At 36.4% G+C, this 18,452-nt stretch carries 11 protein-coding genes and 1 pseudogene; 5 read left to right on the forward strand and 7 right to left on the reverse strand.

Annotation, left to right across the window (positions count from 1 at the left end; all coding sequences use genetic code 11):
* Positions 1-37: 37 nt before the first annotated feature.
* The 5 genes from ACJJVJ_RS07435 (at position 38) to ACJJVJ_RS07455 (ending at position 4,313) form a co-directional block, all read left to right on the forward strand.
* Positions 38-640, forward strand: coding sequence for an alpha-ketoglutarate-dependent dioxygenase AlkB family protein (locus tag ACJJVJ_RS07435; protein WP_405369742.1), 603 nt, complete (start codon positions 38-40; stop codon positions 638-640).
* Between the two features lie 128 nt (positions 641-768).
* On the forward strand, positions 769-1,068 hold the full coding sequence (locus ACJJVJ_RS07440; RefSeq protein WP_104516014.1) for a TIGR03643 family protein: 300 nt from the start codon (positions 769-771) through the stop codon (positions 1,066-1,068).
* 80 nt (positions 1,069-1,148) lie between these two features.
* Positions 1,149-2,099: an alpha/beta hydrolase gene (locus ACJJVJ_RS07445; protein ID WP_405369743.1), complete on the forward strand. Its 951-nt coding sequence runs from the start codon at positions 1,149-1,151 to the stop codon at positions 2,097-2,099.
* Positions 2,100-2,202: 103 nt separating this feature from the next.
* Positions 2,203-3,546, forward strand: coding sequence for a DUF819 domain-containing protein (locus ACJJVJ_RS07450; RefSeq protein WP_405369744.1), 1,344 nt, complete (start codon positions 2,203-2,205; stop codon positions 3,544-3,546).
* A gap of 56 nt (positions 3,547-3,602) precedes the next feature.
* Entirely contained in the window at positions 3,603-4,313 is a 711-nt protein-coding gene (locus tag ACJJVJ_RS07455; protein ID WP_405369745.1) for a DUF4369 domain-containing protein, read from the forward strand.
* Here the strand turns inward: ACJJVJ_RS07455 and ACJJVJ_RS07460 are convergent.
* The 7 genes and pseudogenes from ACJJVJ_RS07460 to ACJJVJ_RS07490 all read right to left on the reverse strand — a co-directional run bounded on the left by ACJJVJ_RS07460 (position 4,308) and on the right by ACJJVJ_RS07490 (position 18,412).
* Positions 4,308-4,571 (reverse strand): hypothetical protein, encoded by a 264-nt coding sequence (locus tag ACJJVJ_RS07460; protein ID WP_104516010.1) that lies wholly within the window; start codon positions 4,569-4,571, stop codon positions 4,308-4,310. The two genes, ACJJVJ_RS07455 and ACJJVJ_RS07460, sit on opposite strands and share 6 nt — an antisense overlap.
* Positions 4,572-4,717: 146 nt before the next feature.
* A complete protein-coding gene (locus tag ACJJVJ_RS07465; RefSeq protein ID WP_104516009.1) occupies positions 4,718-5,128 on the reverse strand; it encodes a 6-carboxytetrahydropterin synthase in 411 nt (136 codons plus the stop codon).
* Positions 5,125-5,694, reverse strand: coding sequence for an isopentenyl-diphosphate Delta-isomerase (gene idi / locus ACJJVJ_RS07470; protein ID WP_104516008.1), 570 nt, complete (start codon positions 5,692-5,694; stop codon positions 5,125-5,127). Before idi ends, ACJJVJ_RS07465 begins: the two co-directional genes overlap by 4 nt.
* A gap of 96 nt (positions 5,695-5,790) precedes the next feature.
* A complete protein-coding gene (locus ACJJVJ_RS07475) occupies positions 5,791-6,810 on the reverse strand; it encodes a LacI family DNA-binding transcriptional regulator (RefSeq protein WP_405369746.1) in 1,020 nt (339 codons plus the stop codon).
* 246 nt (positions 6,811-7,056) lie between these two features.
* On the reverse strand, positions 7,057-9,045 hold the full coding sequence (locus ACJJVJ_RS07480; RefSeq protein ID WP_405369747.1) for an OmpA family protein: 1,989 nt from the start codon (positions 9,043-9,045) through the stop codon (positions 7,057-7,059).
* A 23-nt stretch (positions 9,046-9,068) separates the two neighbouring features.
* A pseudogene (locus ACJJVJ_RS07485) lies at positions 9,069-9,251 on the reverse strand (type IX secretion system membrane protein PorP/SprF); the annotation flags it as partial.
* Entirely contained in the window at positions 9,239-18,412 is a 9,174-nt protein-coding gene (locus tag ACJJVJ_RS07490; RefSeq protein WP_405369748.1) for a beta strand repeat-containing protein, read from the reverse strand. The pseudogene ACJJVJ_RS07485 and the gene ACJJVJ_RS07490, both read right to left, overlap by 13 nt.
* Between the last annotated feature and the right edge of the window lie 40 nt (positions 18,413-18,452).

Below are 18,452 nucleotides of genomic sequence, written 5' to 3' on the forward strand. Positions count from 1 at the left end.
TCATTATCTTGCTAGTTTGAACCTGTTTTTTATATGCATGCATAACAAGTTGTTTTCAGATACTTTTCCTCATATTCCAGATGCATCGGTGCGTTATGATGGTTCTTTTTACGCTTTCGCGAAAGCGGAACTTTTAAAAAACACTTTATTAACTGAAACACCGTGGCGACAAAATAAAATACAGCTATTCGGTAAAACACATGACGAGCCAAGATTAACCCAATTATATGGAGATGCAGATATCGCCTATGGATACAGCGGTATAGAATTTAACGCATTACCATGGACAGACACATTGAAACAGATTAAAGCAGATGTGGAGCAAGCAGCCGGCACCACCTTTAATGTATGTCTCATAAATCAATACCGTAATGGTCAGGATTCTAACGGCTGGCATGCAGATAATGAAAAAGAACTAGGCACTAACCCTACTATCGCCTCTGTAAGTCTAGGTCAAGAACGATTTTTCCATCTCAAACATATTTTAAATAAGGATTGGCGTTTTAAATTCCCTCTAGAACATGGCAGCCTGCTTATTATGGAAAACCAAACGCAGCATACTTATAAACACCAGATAGCTAAAACTAAAAGAAAGGTAGGTCCACGCATCAATCTTACATTTAGAAACGTGGTAAAATAATTATTAGAGTCTCATCATAAAACATCGCGAGAATTATGGCAATTTCTGTAATCTGTTAAATCGATAATAAAACAGCTTTTAGTTAAATACAATCTGTAATTATTAGAGATTTTAACGACTTTAATTTTATGGCAAGAACTAGAGCAAAAGACATTTTAGCAAATTTAAACGATCGTCAGATAGACCGCATTATAGAAATGGGCTGGGAAGATCGCACACCATTTGATGCGATCGAGGCACAATTCGGCGTGACAGAAAAAGAAGTGATCATGATCATGCGCAGTGAGATGAAGGAAAGCAGTTTTAGAATGTGGCGCCAGCGCGTGCAAGGTCGTGCTACTAAACATCGTGCACAGCGAGATCCAGAAATGAGTCGTTTTAAGTGCAGTATGCAACGTAGTACTGGTAATAAGATTGCAAAACGATAATTAGATTTTTTTAATAGAATATATGTAATGGCATACCTATTGCCTAGATTTGGACGTTATTAATAGAGAACAGCCAAATCATGAAAAAGTCATTATTCCTTTTACTTCTTTTACCTCTTGTGACTATAGCGCAAGATGCTTTTTCTAAAAAAAATGCACAAAAACCTACCGAAGATCTTACTGAGGTAAATATTAATAAAAACATCCAAGGAACATTACTCACACCAGATACTTTTGAAAAAGTACCACTGGTCATCATCATAGGCGATCAAGGTGCTGTAGATCGCAATGGTAATGAACGTAGAACAAAGAGCAACGCTTATTTACAACTTGCAGATTCTTTACTTACTCGAGGTATTGCTACTTATAGATATGACAAGCGTATCTTAACCCAAATAAAAAATCGCAAACCTAGTGATAAGACATTATTCAGTGATTTTATAATAGACGCAAAAGAGTCTGTTTATTTTTTCAAAAACGACCGTAGATTTTCTAAAATATATCTAGCCGGACACGGTCAGGGATCTCTTGTAGCCATGCTTGCTGTAGATAAAAATGTTGATGGAATTATATCCATTAACGGTGCAGGACAATCTATTGATAACGTTATTGTACAACAAATAGCACAACAACAGCCTGGTCTAGATAAGGTAGCTGCAGAGACCTTTGAAAGAGTAAAGAAATCTGAAAAACCGGTAGTAGACATAGAACGCGATCTTTATGTTATTATAGGCCCACAGGTGCAGCCCTTCATGAAATCATGGATGCAATATGATCCTGCAACAGAGTTAAAAAACATCTCTGCTCTTGTTCTTATTGTTAACGGCAGTAAGAATAGGCAGGTAGATGCTACTGAAGCGCAACTTTTAAAAGACGCCGCACCTACTGCTACATTTGAGATTATAGAAAACATGAACCATGTTCTTAAGACCGTGGGAAATGATGAGATAGAAGCTTCTAAAAGCTACATAAACCCCAACTTCCCATTAAATCAAAGACTGTTAGAACTAATTACAGCATTTGTAAAATAGTTTTTAATATAAAATAATTCCCTATATCGCTTTCGCGAAAGCGAAACTACCCTAAACAACTTCTTATAAAGTCGTATTTTGCAGCTATTCAAAATACGAATTTATGATTTTAGGAGATAGGATTTTCACAGAAGTAGAAACCGCAGAACCATTTATAACCAACGACGCTATTGTATTTGGTTTACTCATGATTTCTCTTGCATTTGTATTTGCTACCTCTTCTAAAAAAGAAGGCCGATGGGCAAAATTCTACAAATACGTACCGGCTCTTTTAATGTGTTATTTCATACCTAGTATTTTAAGTTCTACCGGACTTATTGCCGCAGAGTGGCAAACTGAAGCTGACGACGGCAAAATAATCGAACATGGAACTAGTGTTTACTTTGTTGCATCAAGATACCTACTTCCCGCAGCCCTTGTTCTCATGACTCTTTCCATAGACTTAAAAGCTGTATTTAATCTAGGTTCCAAAGCACTGATTATGTTTCTTACAGGAACAGTAGGAATTATCATAGGCGGACCTATTGCTGTTTTAATAGTAGGAAGCATATCACCAGAAACAGTAGGAGGCGAAGGTATTCAAGCGGTATGGCGAGGACTTTCTACTCTTGCAGGTAGCTGGATAGGTGGCGGTGCAAATCAAACAGCTATGTTAGAAGTGTATAACTATGATCAAACCTTATATGGTAATATGGTACTCGTAGATATTATAGTAGCCAATATCTGGATGGGACTTTTATTACTAGGTATAGGAAAAGCCGCAAAATTTGACAAATGGTTTGGTGCAGATTCTAGTTCTATTGAAAAATTAAAAGAAAAGGTAACGACTTATCAAAATAGCATTAAAAGAGAAGCAACCTTAACTGACATGATGGTTATGCTAGGAATAGGTTTTGGATCAATGGGAATAGCACACTTTATCGCAGATTTCTTATCAGATTTTCTTCCTGAAAATTTTAGTTGGATTGCAGACCCAAAATCTTATTTTAGTTTTTTAGGTGGGCAATTCTTTTGGCTTATCGCTATTGTAACTATAATAGGTGTTATTCTTTCTTATACTCCGTTGAAAAAATACGAAGGTGCTGGAGCAAGTAGGATAGGTACAATTTTCATTTATGTCTTAGTTGCTACAATAGGTATGAAAATGAATCTTGCAGGAATTGTTCATAATCCAGGACTCATCGTTGTTGGACTTATCTGGATGGCTATTCATGCAGGACTTCTTATATTAATGGCAAAACTAATCAAAGCACCATACTTTTTTCTTGCCGTAGGCAGCCAGGCAAATGTAGGAGGAGCGGCAAGTGCTCCAGTAGTAGCGGCAGAATTTCATCCATCTCTGTCTACAGTTGGTGTTTTATTAGCTGTTTTCGGTTATGTAGTAGGAACAGTAGGAGCTCTAGCTTGTACAACTTTAATGCGTATGATTGCTGAATCTAGCATGTAATTACATTATAATAATTGAAACATATAGTGCATATTTGCAGCCATTAAAAATTTACCATGAAAAAAGTATTCTTCCTTCTTATCGCTATTACTCTTATAGCATCTTGTAGTGATTCTAACTCTAGCAACTTTTCTATTTCTGGAACTGTAGATGGAATTAAGGTCGGAAAAATATTCTTACAGCGTTTACAAGATTCAACTCTGGTAAATGTAGACTCTGTAGTTTTTGATGGAGAATCTGATTTTAACCTTAAAGCATCATTAAGTCAACCAGAAATCATGTACCTACATCTAGATGTAAAGGATGGAACTGAGTTTAATGACCGTCTTTTGTTCTTTGCAGAGGACACAACAATGACCATGAATTCTACCTGGGATAATTTTGTAAACGACGCTGCTTTTAGCGGTTCTAAAAATCAAGATATTTATGCTACTTATTTAAAAAATAGTAAAAAACTAAATGTGGTTTATACCGATCTAATAAAAAGAAGTATGTCTCTTACTGATGAGACTAGAACTCTAGCTGTAACAGATTCTATCAATACTGCCTATGACAGGTACTTAAGAAAAAAGGTGTTGCACGCTATTAATTATGCACAATTACATAATGATAAAGTGGTGGCCCCATATTTACTAGTAAGTGAGGCTAGTGAGGCAAATCCTATTTTACTAGATAGCGTGTATAGAAGTATGCCAAAAAAAATTCAGACAACTGTTTATGGAAAACAACTGTCTGAATTAATAAATAACACTAAGGATAATTTATAGAGCGTTAACTCTATCGATAAGTCCTTTTCCTTGAGTTTCTAAGTCAGAACGTACTGCAGTAAGATGAGCCTTACGGTTTTCTACTTTGCGGTCGTTTACTCTAGCGATTAAACCGTCAAATACTTCGATAGAATCATCAACGATCTTTTCAGACTCTGCAGTTTTCTCTGGGCTTAATGCCTGAGTGATAAGTGCTGCTTCTATGATATCTCCTAATACGTAATTGATGTCTTGCTTAAGATTTTTTATACTTGCCATAATAATTTAATTTGTTGCAAAAATAGTGAATAAAAGAGTTACACGATAGCATAGAATCGTAATAGTAACTATCTGCTTTTTCACTTTTAAATTCTTGATAATTAGTCCGCTTTCGCGAAAGCGGAACAGAAATACATCTATATATTTTACAGTCCTTTATAGACTACAAAGTTGCGCTCTGTCTCATAAAGCTTAATTTCTAGATCAAATTTAGGATCTAATTTTGCTTTAATTTTATTATAAACTACAAATGCTATGTTTTCTGCAGTTGGGTTTAAGGAAGCAAACTCTGGCACTTGCTCGTTAAGGTTTTTATGATCTAAGGCGTCTTCTACCTCTTCTTTAATAATGTCTTTAAGAACTTTGAGATCTATTAAATAACCTGTCTCTGGGTCTACCTCTCCTGTCACTCCTACCTCAATATTATAATTGTGGCCGTGGTAATGTTTATTGCTACATAGTCCAAAAACCTGAGCGTTTTTTTCATCACTCCAGTCCTTGCGATATAAACGATGTGCTGCGTTAAAATGAGCTTTTCGGTAGGCAGTTAATATCATGAAATGTGGGAATAATATTTTTCAAAAATGATTTTAAACCACTCGGTATAAATCTCTGGTTGCTGTGCCATATCTTCTTTTATGGCCTGTGCTGTCATCCACTTATATGCGGCTGCTTCTTCTGGATTAATTTGAGGGGCGTCGTTATAATGGCCTATCATCACATGATCTAATTCATGCTCTGTTAGTCCATTATCAAAAGGTGCTATATAGATGAAATGAAACAGCTCTTCTAGATCGGTCACAAAACCCATTTCTTCCATGAGCCTTCTTTTACCAGCTTCTATATTAGATTCTCCCTCACGTTGATGGCTACAACAGGTGTTAGTCCATAAACCAGGTGAGTGATATTTATCTAGTGCTCGCTGTTGCAGCATGATTTCATTCTTATCATTTACTACAAAGACAGAAAAAGCTCTATGCAATAGTGCTTTTTCATGAGCTTCGATTTTTTCCATTAGACCGATTTGCTCGTCGTTCTCGTTTACTAAGATTACTTGTTCTATGATTTCTAATAATTTATATAACAAAAATACAAAAGGAAACCCTTTTGATTCCTTAAACATTTACTAAGTAGTTAAGGCTAGTTATTCATTACAAAATGAATTAATGTTCTATTTATTATGATACCTATTACTGGACACACCAGTATCTAGATATCATTACTTTTCTAAGGTTGAACCTCTTAATTCTATGGTGAAATCTACTGTAGCTGTAGATGTAGGTATCGCCTCTTCCTTACTCTCTAAACGAGCTACCAACATACGTACAGATTGCTGCCCTATAGCCTCAGCATGTTGTGTAATAGTAGAAAGATGTGGATAGGACAAGTGTGAAATATCATCTGACGCAAACCCTATTACAGATAGTTCTTCTGGAACTTTTTTCCCTATACGTTGTGCTATATTAACAGACATCACACCAGATACATTATCTATACAAAATAGACCATCCATATCTTTGTGTTCCCTTATGATGTTCTCTAACTGGTCATTAAGAATTGCTTTGTCATCTTCTATATCTATGACTACAGGTTCTCCTTTATAAGACTCGTGTTTTTCTAAAGCTTTTTTATATCCTAAGATTCTAAGTTTTCCAACACTTAAATCTCCTAATGTATTTACTAAAATGATTTTTTTACGACCTTCTTTGATTAATATCTCGGTGCCTCTAAAAGCTGCATTAAAGTCATCTATGATTACCTTATCACAGTCTACATCATTTGCTACACGATCAAACATCACGATGGGAACATCTTGATTAATGGTGTCTTTGAGGTGTTTTACCTCTCCATTAGTTTGTGTTTCTTGTGCAACAGACATGATAAATCCATCTACACTACCGTTTGCTAAAAGATTAAGGCTGTTGTTCTCTTTCTCAAAAGATTCATTTGAAAGGCAAGTAATTATATTATAACCTAAAGCATTAGATTCCTGCTCTATACCGTAAAGTATTCGTGCAAAAAACACATTCAAGATGTCAGGAATAATAACACCTATAGTCTTGGTTTTTCTATTCTTAAGACTAAGTGCTAGTGTATTAGGCCTGTAATTAAGCTCTTTTGCTATTTCTTTTACACGAGCAATCGTGTCTTTACTTATTTCTGGACTATCCTTTAAAGCTTTAGAAACAGTCGAAACTGAAACTCCTAAGGTGGCAGCCAGATCTTTAAGGGTTATCATATTTTATTTATTTAGAAATGAATCAAATATATAGAATTCACAAACATACGTTTGAAATTCTAACTATAGCAATAAAGATAATAATTACTATTTCTTTTTCAAGAAACTTGTTACAAGCTTGTTGATCTCTTAAACATAAACCAACAAGCTTATTAAACACAAGTTATTATAGATGATTTTCTAAACTTAATATAGACTTCTTTTTAAGTTTAAAGTTTAAAGTCTAACTCTAAGATGAGGTTTGTTTTATCTTTTAGTTACTATGAATTCAGAACGTCTATTTAATTGATGCTGTTCTTCAGTACACTCTACACCGTTTGCACATTCATTTACTAACTGAAACTCTCCATAACCTCTAGCTGTGAGTCTGTCTGCAGATATTCCTTTCATTATCAAATAAGCTCTAGTAGATTTTGCTCTTCTATCACTTAATTTGATATTATATCCATCTGGCGCTCTACTATCTGTATGAGAACGTATATCTATACTAACTGTAGGATATGCTTTCATGTATCGCAATACTTTTTGCAATTCTAATTCAGCATCTGGACGTATATTATGTTTATCAAAATCAAAGTAGATCATGTTGATATCTAGTATATCATTAAGGTCATCTCCTTCTTTCACATCTTTTAACCTGTCATCTATAGATTTGCTTATTTGTAATGGTAAATCTATAGTTGCCACTGTATTCGGCGTAGTTGTGTTAGCCTCAGCAGGAGAATAACCTTCTTTTAAAGCTCTAATAGAATAATCACTAGAACAGTTTACACTAAATTTATAGGCTGCGTCTTTACCTACTACAACAGACTCTATTACTTTATTATCTGCATCTAGTAAATTAACTTGTGTGTCTGGCATTAACAATCCTGTTTTTTCATTGGTAACAACACCTTGAATGATGTCTTTACATACCAGAGGATTATTTTGTACAAATCTATAAATATCATCCAGTCCTTTACCTTCTGGTCTGTTAGAGCTAAAATATCCCATCTGAGTACTGTCATTAATGATAAATGAAAAATCATCATGTTGACCATTAACCGGCTTACCTATATTTGTAACTGTTACTTTCTCTTTATTGTAAGTTTTATTTAATGGCGTTACAAAAATATCTAGACCTCCTAACCCCATGTGTCCAGTTGAAGAAAAATATAAATCCCCATTATCAGAAATAAATGGGAACAATTCATTTCCAGCAGTATTAATAGAAGCAACATTTACAGGCTCTGAAAGTTCACCTTCTTCATTTAAATCTACATACCATATATCAGAAAGTACTCTACCCTGCAAACCCACTTTACTTCCAGGTCTATCACTAGCAAAATAAAGTCGAGACTCATCTAAATTTAAAGCAGGGTGTGCTGTTGAAAATTCATCACTATTAATATTTAATTCTGTGATATTCCCCCATCCATCAGATGTCTTTTGAGCTCTAAATATCTTAAGCTTATTTACATCGTCAGAACTCTTTTTAAAGTTTTTATTGAAATAATTATTACTAGAGTAATAAACCGTTTTTCCATCTTTTGTAAAAACAGCATTACTTTCATGGAATTTAGTGTTCAACTTCTCATCTCCTCCATTACCAAATTTAGTTACATTACTTAACTCTCCAGTGAGGCTATCCATATCTGCCTCATAAAGATCTAAAAATTGTCTTTCATTCCATTTGTGTTTTCTACTTACTAAGGAAGCGCTATCCTTTGCACTTGCAAACACTATTTTATTTGTTCCTCGATAATAAGCTGTTCCAAAATCTTGACTTTTTGTATTAATAGGCTCGTTTACAATAGAAAATCTGTAAGACTGCAACTCTATTAATTCTAGATAATTAACATCACTAGCATATTCTTTTATATAATTATCATCTCCATTTATCCTTCTATATTTTGCAAGTAAATCATTTGCTTTAGTGTAATCACCTACTGCTTTTAATGATTGTATATACCTGAAATAGTATTCTTTTGATATGGTATCTTGATTGTATTCAAAAAGTCTAGAATACCATTTATGAGCATTCTTATAATCGTTATTAAAATAGTAAGTATCTCCTAATTTCTGAAAGAGCTCTACACTTTCATAACCATTGTTTACAATCTCAAGATACATTTTTTGAGCTTCAATAAATGCGTAGTTATCAAAGTTTTCGTTAGAAGAACTAATCTTATTTTCTTGAGAAAAAGATAAAGTCGAACTGAAAACAATTAGTAATATGGATAGTTTTTTAAACATAATGTATGCTGTGTTTATTTTTCTTAGAAGAAACGTGGTGTAATGATACGATCGTAGCTGTTAAATAATTCAAATCTCATGAAAAGCTCATAACTACCGTCATTAAAAACGGCATTTCCTAACTCTGTAGTCTCTCTATCATAGGCAAATCCTATCATCATTTGATCACTTAGTTGAAAACCTACTAGACCTGTTACCGCAGCACTNAGTTTCCGTTAGCGTCAGTTGTTACTGTTTGTAACACTCCGTTAGCATCGGTAACTTCTACATCTACTCCTGCTATTCCTGGCTCACCTGCGTCTTGTATTCCATTTCCGTTTGGATCATTGAATACTACACCGCTTACCGTTCCTGTTGTTGCTGGATTACTGAATCCGTCGTCTGTTGAAGCCGTATCCATTCCTGCTACTGCAGTTACTGTCTCTGGATCTGAACCTACTGTTGTTAAGGTAGATCCGATTGGATCGATAACATCTACATCGGTAGCTCCTACTGGAACTGTTGCTGTCCAATCTCCGTTCGCATCCGTTGGTACGGTTTGTACGTTTCCATTTGAATCGGTAATCTCTACATCTACGTTTGCTAATCCAGGCTCGCCTGCATCTTGTATTCCGTTTCCGTTTTGATCATCGAATACTGTTCCACTTACTGTTCCACTTGTTAGTGGTAATGTAAATCCGTCGTCGATAGTAGTTTCTTCCGAACCTGCAATAACAGTAACGTTTTCAGGATCTGAACCTGCAGTAGTTAAAGCAGAACCAACAGGGTCCTGAACATCAACTAATGCTATTCCAACTGGAACAACCGCTATCCAATCACCATTAGCATCCGTCATCACCGTTTGAGGAGTACCTCCTTCATCGGTAACAACAACATCTACACCAGGTATTCCTGGCTCACCTGCATCTTGAATACCGTTTCCATTTTGATCATCGAATACTGTTCCTGTTAGCAATCCATTTTGATCAATAACGAAAACCGTCGGATCTTCAAAGTCACCATCACCATCATTATCTACGTTAGTAGCATCATCAGGATCATCTGAATCATCTGAAACATCAGGTAAAACATTACCTTGACTATCTGTAGTCTGACCAGTTACCTGAGCAATGTTTCTTACTTCACCGGCAGAAATATTTGCCGCTGTTATATTATAAATAGCCATCGCACTACCAACATCACCAGGGTTAAGGGTAGAAGGAGTAACAATTAAGTTAGAGACGCCAATAACTGAGTCATCTATTGTCACACCAGTAATTACCGTATTCCCAGTATTTGTTACTGTGAAGTTATAAGTGATAGTATCTAGTATATCAACTATACCATTATTATTAACATCTGTATACGAATCCGCTTTCGCGAAAGCGAGATTAGGCTGACTAACATCAGTGATAGTAGGATCATCAGGATCTCCATCACCATCAGGATCTGAATCCGTTGTATTATTTGGATCATCAGAGTTATCTGATACTGGACCTAGAGGATCTCCATTAGGATCAAAAGCATCACCACTAAGAACAGCAGTATTCACAATTTGTCCATTATCAATATCTGCTTGTAATAAAACATATACATAATCAGGCACTGTACCTGTTCCTCCAGCTGGTATAGTAGAAGGGGTTACAGAAACACCGGTCATACCAATAATCATATCATTTACGACAGCATTGCGAACCTCTACATTACCATTGTTATTTACAACAAAACTATATGTAATTGTATCTCCTGCATCTACCAATCCGTTCATGTTTGCGTCAACAATACCACCACTGATTTTTTCTAACTCTAGATTAGGCATAGCATTAAAGAAACCATCTGCTGGTTGTCCAACATTTTCTCCAACACCTACAACAACAGTTGTAGGATCTGTACCAGCTGTTTGAATCTCAGTACCTCCATTAGGTAGCGTAGTTTCATCTATGTCTGCAGTAGTCGTTCCAGCAGGAACAACAATAGACCAAGTTCCATCAGGATTAGTAACTACAGGGATTACTGTCATAGATGAATCAGTAACATTTACTGTTACTCCGCCTAATCCCATTTCACCCATATCTTGAATTCCATTTCCGTTTGCATCATCAAATACAACACCATTCAAAATACCATTAGCACCAAGAGGCACTACAGTCGGATCGTCAGGATCAGCATCACCATCAGGATTTGCATCAGATACATTATTAGGATCATCAGAATCATCAGATACGGGACCTGCAGAATTACCAATTGTATCAAAAGCTTCACCAGAACCAACTGCTGTATTAACAACACGTCCATTAGAAACATCTGCAGCAGTAATTACGTAAACCTGATCTGATATTACTCCAACATCCCCAATTGCAAGAGTACTAGGAGTAACCGGTTCATTAACTAAGCTTATTAGCGCATCATTAATAACTACATCACGAATCTCAACATTACCATTATTGGTAACACTAAAACTATAAGTAATCGTATCTCCTTCGTCATTAATACCATTCATGTTCACATCAACAACAGCACCAGCTGCTTTAACAACATTAAGGTTAGGCATAGGAGTAAATATTCCGTTTTCTTCTTCAAGTACTGTTGTGCCTGATACTACTGTTACCGTTGTTGGGTCTGTTCCTTCTGTTTGAACTGCTCCTGTTGGTAAGGTAGTTTCATCAATATCTACTGTTGCGTCACCTGCAGCTACTACTGTTGTTGTATAAGCTCCATTTGCATCGGTTGTTACCGTTTGAGCGTTTCCGTCCTCATCTGTAATCAAAACATCTACTCCAGATAATCCAGGCTCGCCTGCATCTTGTGTTCCGTTTCCGTTTACATCATCATAAACTAATCCCTCTATTGTTCCTGGAGTATTGAATCCGTTTTCTTCTTCAAGTACTGTTGTGCCTGATACTACTGTTACCGTTGTTGGGTCTGTTCCTTCTGTTTGAACTGCTCCTGTTGGTAAGGTAGTTTCATCAATATCTACTGTTGCGTCACCTGCAGCTACTACTGTTGCTGTATAAGCTCCATTTGCATCGGTTGTTACCGTTTGAGCGTTTCCGTCCTCATCTGTAATCAAAACATCTACTCCGGATAATCCAGGCTCGCCTGCATCTTGTGTTCCGTTTCCGTTTACATCATCATAAACTAATCCCTCTATTGTTCCTGGAGTATTGAATCCGTTTTCTTCTTCAAGTACTGTTGTGCCTGATACTACTGTTACCGTTGTTGGGTCTGTTCCTTCTGTTTGAACTGCTCCTGTTGGTAAGGTAGTTTCATCAATATCTACTGTTGCGTCACCTGCAGCTACTACTGTTGTTGTATAAGCTCCATTTGCATCGGTTGTTACCGTTTGAGCGTTTCCGTCCTCATCTGTAATCAAAACATCTACTCCAGATAATCCAGGCTCGCCTGCATCTTGTGTTCCGTTTCCGTTGATGTCATTATATACATGACCTACAACAGTTCCTGGTACATTAAATCCATTATCTTCTTCAGTTGCCGTAGCTCCTGCTACAACTGTAACATTTGTTGGATCAGTCCCTTCCGTTTGTACGAACCCTGCTGGCAATGTAGAATCTACGATATCAACACTTGCTGTTCCTGGTGAAGCTACATCTGCTGTATAATCTCCATTACCATCGGTTGTTACTGTTTGAGAAACTCCAGCACTATCTGTAATCGTTACATCAACACCTGATAAGTTTGCCTCACCTGCATCTTGTGTTCCGTTTCCGTTGATGTCATTATATACATGACCTTCCACAGTTCCTGGTACATTAAATCCATTATCTTCTTCAATTACCGTAGCTCCTGATGCAACTGTAACATTTGTTGGATCTGTTCCTTCTGTTTGTACAACTCCTGTTGGTAAAGTTGTTTCATCAATATCTACACTAGTAACTCCTGCAGCAACTATTGAAGCAGTATAAGCTCCATTAGCATCTGTAATAACTGTCTGGATATTTCCAGCAGAATCTGTTATTACAACATCAACATTACCAAAACCTGGTTCACCAACATCCTGAGTTCCATTACCGTTTACATCGTTATAAACCAAACCTTGTAGAGTAGCAGGAGCATTGAATCCATTATTCTCTTCAGTTACCGTTGAATCAGAAACAGCAACTACTGTCGTAGGATCTGTCCCCTCCGTCTGAACTGTACCTACAGGCAAAGTTGTATCATCAATATTTACACTAACGTCTCCAGCGAATACATTACCTGAATAATCACCATTAGCATCAGTAGTTACCGTTATAGGATCACCAAAAGTAGGAGTCAATACAACATCTACATTAGCAAGATCTGGCTCACCTGAATCCTGTGTTCCATTACCATTTAAATCATTATAAACATGACCCACTATAGTACCTACAGGTAAAATCGTTTCAGTAATATCATCTATTAAGTTACCATCTCCGTCATTTCCATCATCAGAAATATCCGAAACCGTATCGCCATTACTATCTGTAGCAGTAGCTGTAGCTTGATTATCAATCTGTCCGGCAGCAAAATCAGTATCATTAATTTCATAAGAAGCCGTAAAAATCATACTAGCCCCAGGGATTAAATCTCGAGCATCACCTTGTCCATCTTCATCAGAACCTCCTGATAAATAAACTGGTGTAGGAACAGGAGTATTTGTTCCCGTAAAAGTTCCTAAATTCTCAGTTACACTAACATCAAACGCAAAGCTTGAACCTGAATTTAAAACCGTATATGTGTAATTAATTATACCTGTTGCTGGATTGAACGTACTAGTTTTAGTAATATCCAACGCAGTAGAACAAGCACTATTTTCGTTAGGATCTAAAAAGTCGAATGAAACAGTGCCAGTCATAGTAGGAGAAGTATAACCTTCACCCATTTCACCTGAAGTAACTAAACCATTACTATCAACTGTTTCAGGAGCAGCATTTCCAAGAATACCATCTTCATCCGCTTTCGCGAAAGCGTCAACATATCCAGCCTCTATCGTATCACTACAACCATCTCCATCTGAATCTAAATCTAGATGGTTAGGTATATTATCACCATCTTGATCAGGAGCATTTAAAATAACTACTGTAGGATCACCACCAAAATCATCTATAATACATTCATCAAACTGAACACTATAGAATCTATTTTGGGCAATATTTATATTTTTAGTAACACCAATTACATATTCAAACTGGTTTACATCTTGTCTTTGGAAGAATACTTTATAACTAGGGTCTGTATCAATAGGCTCGATAGCAGCAGAACCTGTACCATTAGCTCTAAATTGAGTAACTCCGCCAGGAAGATCAGTAGCTATCACATTAGTCGGCTCATTTAAAGAATAACCAACCAAGTTGTTTAGCCTATAAAACTCTCTTATCCTACCAGTACCATCACTATCAATATCCTGAATAAAACCACCTATTCTACTTACCGTTGCAGGAGCAGAAGTTACAGAGTCTACTAATTCTACTCTAAAAGTAATAGTTAAATCACCAGTAGAAGCTGCTGTATAATTAATTACTGGTTGCCAAGCTAATGGATCACCAGAAACATCATCAATTCTAACTAATGAAGCACCTGCAGATCTTTGTGTAATTTCAACAATAGCATCTATACCTGATCTTACACTTGAAAATCTATATCTAGCACCTACTTGACCAGCAGTACCGCTTATTAAAGAAGCGCCGTTAAAGTCATAATTTTGTCCAGTACAAGTAGAAGTATTATCTGTATAAAATTCAAAACCTTCAGTTATGTCAGTTATACCATCATTATCATCATCTAAGTCATCTATATCGTTAACACCATCACCATCTGCATCATTAGGCAACGTTCTATCTCTAAAGTCAACATTTCCACCTTCATTTAAATCACCATCTGTATCCGGTAAAGTATTGGTATCGTTTAAGAAACCATTAGGATCATTATATCCTGATGTATTAGTATCTAGAGCAGAGTTCGCAACACCGTTAATAGTAGCAGTATCAATTAATCCATCGTTATCTGAATCAACACCAGTCAAAACTAGACCAGCCTCAACAGTATCATTTGCTCCCTGATTATCTGAATTTAAATCTAAATAATCTGGTTGATCAACGGTATCAGTATTAACTGGAAGTAAACCCAATTCATCACCGTTGAAATCATAAGAAACAGGAAGTCCATTTGCATTAACATCAGGAATACCATCTCCGTTTGAATCTAAGGGCGCCACATAACCTATTGTTACCTGAGCTTCATTATTATCAGGAATACCATCACCGTCTGAGTCTAAATCTAAGTGGTTAGGCAAACCATCATTATCACCATCTAATAATGTACAAACGCCATTTGCATTTAATGTACAGAAATCAGCATCTTGATAATTAAGAATCCCATCACCATCATCATCCTGTGAAGGATCTCCTAAACCTTGTGATTCAACAGTATCTAAGATACCATCGTTATCATCATCTATATCGTTGTTATCATAAACCCCATCACCATCAGTATCTATTGGCGCAAAACAAGCATCAGCAATTCCATTTCCGTCTAGATCAGGACCATTCTCGGTATAATCATCAATACCATTTCCATCAGAATCTTGAGGTGTAGTTGAAGCATAGCTAGCTGCTAAAACCAAACCATTAGTAGCATTAACTGGAGCAGGATCTACACCATACTGACCATCATCACCTCCATCTGCAGTAGAATCAAAATAAGCCTCATTAGCATCAGAACAACCGTCATTATCAGAATCTGTATCTCTCCAATCCGGTTCACCAGAACCAGAATCAGAATCTTGCAAAGTATAATTAACCTCTCCATTATCAACATCACCAGGATCTTGAACAGAATCAGGAATACCATCAGCACCTACAGGGCCAGTTAAAACACCATTAACATAAGCTTGCCCATGACCAGCCTCTTCTACATCATAAATACCGTCATTATCAGCATCAAGATCTAAATAATCTGGCACACCATCATTATCCGTATCAACTGGTGTAGAAACCACACAAAATGCAATAGAATTAAATGCCAACGTAACATTAGAGTTACTTATATTATTCTCATTTTTACCTGTGATAAAAACTATTCTATCAACAGCCTCAGCAACACTAACGGTGAATAAATTACTATTTGTAGCAACTCCTCCACTCGATGAATTTCCTATAACTAAATTATCATTAACATCCCAAAATCCAGAGGACAAAGCAGGGCTAAAACTACCAAAATTAGAACCATCTATACCCACATCAACACCACCTAAATCAGCATTAATAAGAGCGTAATCCCCATTGTTATAACCGCCTACCTGAATAACCACATTAGTCACAGGTTGATCAAATAAAAACTCATATTGAACATAATTACCGTTAGCAATTACACTAGTTCCATTAGGCTGAACTGATATGTAATCTTGAACACCAGCAAGATTATCTCTTAATCTAACACCTCCATTTGCTCCATTAGACCATGCAGCAGCACCAACCAACGTTGCTCTAAAATCGTATGTATCTCCAAATAAATTTGAGATAGTAGTAACAGCAGAAGCCGACTCTAGTCTATCATTATAAACCGCTCCTATAGTATTAATAGTATCATTTACAGAATCCAAACACCCAATACCACCTTCTTCAATATCCGTGATACCATCGTTATCGTCATCTAAATCAGTAATATCATCAACACCATCATTATCAGCGTCACAATTACCTACTACTAAGTTACTAGAACCTGAATCTTGTACATAACCATAAAACCATGAATTTACAACACGATTATTACCGTAATCATCACATAATAAATCTAACGTATCAGAACCTTGCCCTCCCGAAACAGCAGGAACTGTATCGTCAGGATTAGATCCATCCCAAGCATGAGCAGGTCCAGCTATACCATCAAGCAAACTAATCCTTGAAAAATTCCCTTCGGTTATATTATTACCCTCACTATCACCGCTATCTACACAAACACCAAACGATGACAATTCAGTGTCATCCCAATATATATTAGCATTTTGAACAACTGGAGATATACCTCTAATATTTAAACCATTAATATTGAATTCTGCATCATACATAGGAACATTAGTACGACCTCTAAAAGAAGTCACTTCAACACTTACCGTAGAATCGAAAGTAACCGTATCTCCCAATCCATCTAAACCATTCCAAGCCATCTCATTAGCACCTGCTAATTGATCATAAGCCTCCAAACTAACATCACGAGTTCCTACTTGAAAACCTGGAGTTCCGTTTAAATCTATAAGAATAGCAACATCACCAGCAGCATTCAAAGTATATGGTATACGATAATCTCCTGGACAACCCTGGATACGACTACCTAAAACCGGAGCAGAAACCGCTGTAGTAACAAAAACAGATTGATCTGGTGTAAATAAGAATATTTGATATCCGTTATCAAAAACAGGAGCAGTTGCCGTAGGCCTATTTTGTGAACGTCTTGTATTTTCAAAGACATTACTAGAATTATTATCATCATCCACAACACCAAAACGGTTCATAGATAACTCATAAGCAAGCGGTCGAAAACCATTTAAAAAATCTAACTCAACAATAACTTCATCATCCGTGTATGCATAAAACACACCTTCAACTGAAGCCTCCAATGTTGGATTAGGAACAAGGTCAGGACTATCAGTACCATCTGCAATATCATTTACATCTTCTTGTCTATAACCAATAAAACTCCATTTCTCTGACCATAACCTACCTAAAATAGGAGTAGTATTAGTACCAACCGTTAAATCGAAATAAGGAAAAAAGAACACAACCGGAGTATCCGTACCAGCTCCATTGAAATTAAAACTTGTAGCACCGTCATCTCCACTAATATAAAATTCAATATAGAAGTCACCTGCTGTAGCTGGATTAAAAACAAGAGGATTATACCCATTTGAAACACCACCTATTCCATTAGGCCCCTCAAAGGCCTCAGCATAATTATCTATATATCCAGGATCTCCTACAGTAGGATTACCTCCAGCGCCATTATCCAATCGACCAGACAACGTACCTACCTGAACACCAGCTGAATTAACACCCTCAACCAAAACACCAGCTTGATTATAAATTCTATAATACGTAACAGAATTAATCAATTGATTATTAGTACCTGTGTTTCGTTGTAAAGATTTAACACCAAAATATAAATTTTCCGTAGCCGCATTAGCAATAGTAAAATGCATTCTATTTGCTTGTGGAGCATCTATGTAAGGACCACGAAGACCTCTTGTAAAATACAAGGCAGTTCCGTTTACTGGCTCAACATTTGACGCAGAAGGCATAACCTGCTTTGTACCATCAGCATACAAGCCCAGGGGCAACATAAGAACAATTACTAATAGTAAAAGAGTCTTATTTATAAAGCTAAAAAATACATTTAAAAAAGTAGAATTACTCATAAGGGATGAATTGTAAAATTTTATTAACCATGTATAAACA

The organism is Nonlabens sp. Asnod2-A12, assembly GCF_045063745.1.
In the GTDB taxonomy this organism is placed as follows: Bacteria; Bacteroidota; Bacteroidia; order Flavobacteriales; family Flavobacteriaceae; genus Nonlabens; species Nonlabens xylanidelens.

What these genes read in the sequence shown, in the direction of transcription:
- ACJJVJ_RS07460 (WP_104516010.1), bottom strand. Translation starts at nt 4,571, where the DNA reads ATGGCAAGTATAAAAAATCTTAAGCAAGACATCAATTACGTATTAGGA.
- ACJJVJ_RS07480 (WP_405369747.1), bottom strand. Translation starts at nt 9,045, where the DNA reads ATGTTTAAAAAACTATCCATATTACTAATTGTTTTCAGTTCGACTTTA.
- ACJJVJ_RS07435 (WP_405369742.1), top strand. Translation starts at nt 38, where the DNA reads ATGCATAACAAGTTGTTTTCAGATACTTTTCCTCATATTCCAGATGCA.
- ACJJVJ_RS07440 (WP_104516014.1), top strand. Translation starts at nt 769, where the DNA reads ATGGCAAGAACTAGAGCAAAAGACATTTTAGCAAATTTAAACGATCGT.
- ACJJVJ_RS07450 (WP_405369744.1), top strand. Translation starts at nt 2,203, where the DNA reads ATGATTTTAGGAGATAGGATTTTCACAGAAGTAGAAACCGCAGAACCA.
- ACJJVJ_RS07445 (WP_405369743.1), top strand. Translation starts at nt 1,149, where the DNA reads ATGAAAAAGTCATTATTCCTTTTACTTCTTTTACCTCTTGTGACTATA.
- ACJJVJ_RS07455 (WP_405369745.1), top strand. Translation starts at nt 3,603, where the DNA reads ATGAAAAAAGTATTCTTCCTTCTTATCGCTATTACTCTTATAGCATCT.
- ACJJVJ_RS07465 (WP_104516009.1), bottom strand. Translation starts at nt 5,128, where the DNA reads ATGATATTAACTGCCTACCGAAAAGCTCATTTTAACGCAGCACATCGT.
- ACJJVJ_RS07475 (WP_405369746.1), bottom strand. Translation starts at nt 6,810, where the DNA reads ATGATAACCCTTAAAGATCTGGCTGCCACCTTAGGAGTTTCAGTTTCG.
- idi (WP_104516008.1), bottom strand. Translation starts at nt 5,694, where the DNA reads ATGTTTAAGGAATCAAAAGGGTTTCCTTTTGTATTTTTGTTATATAAA.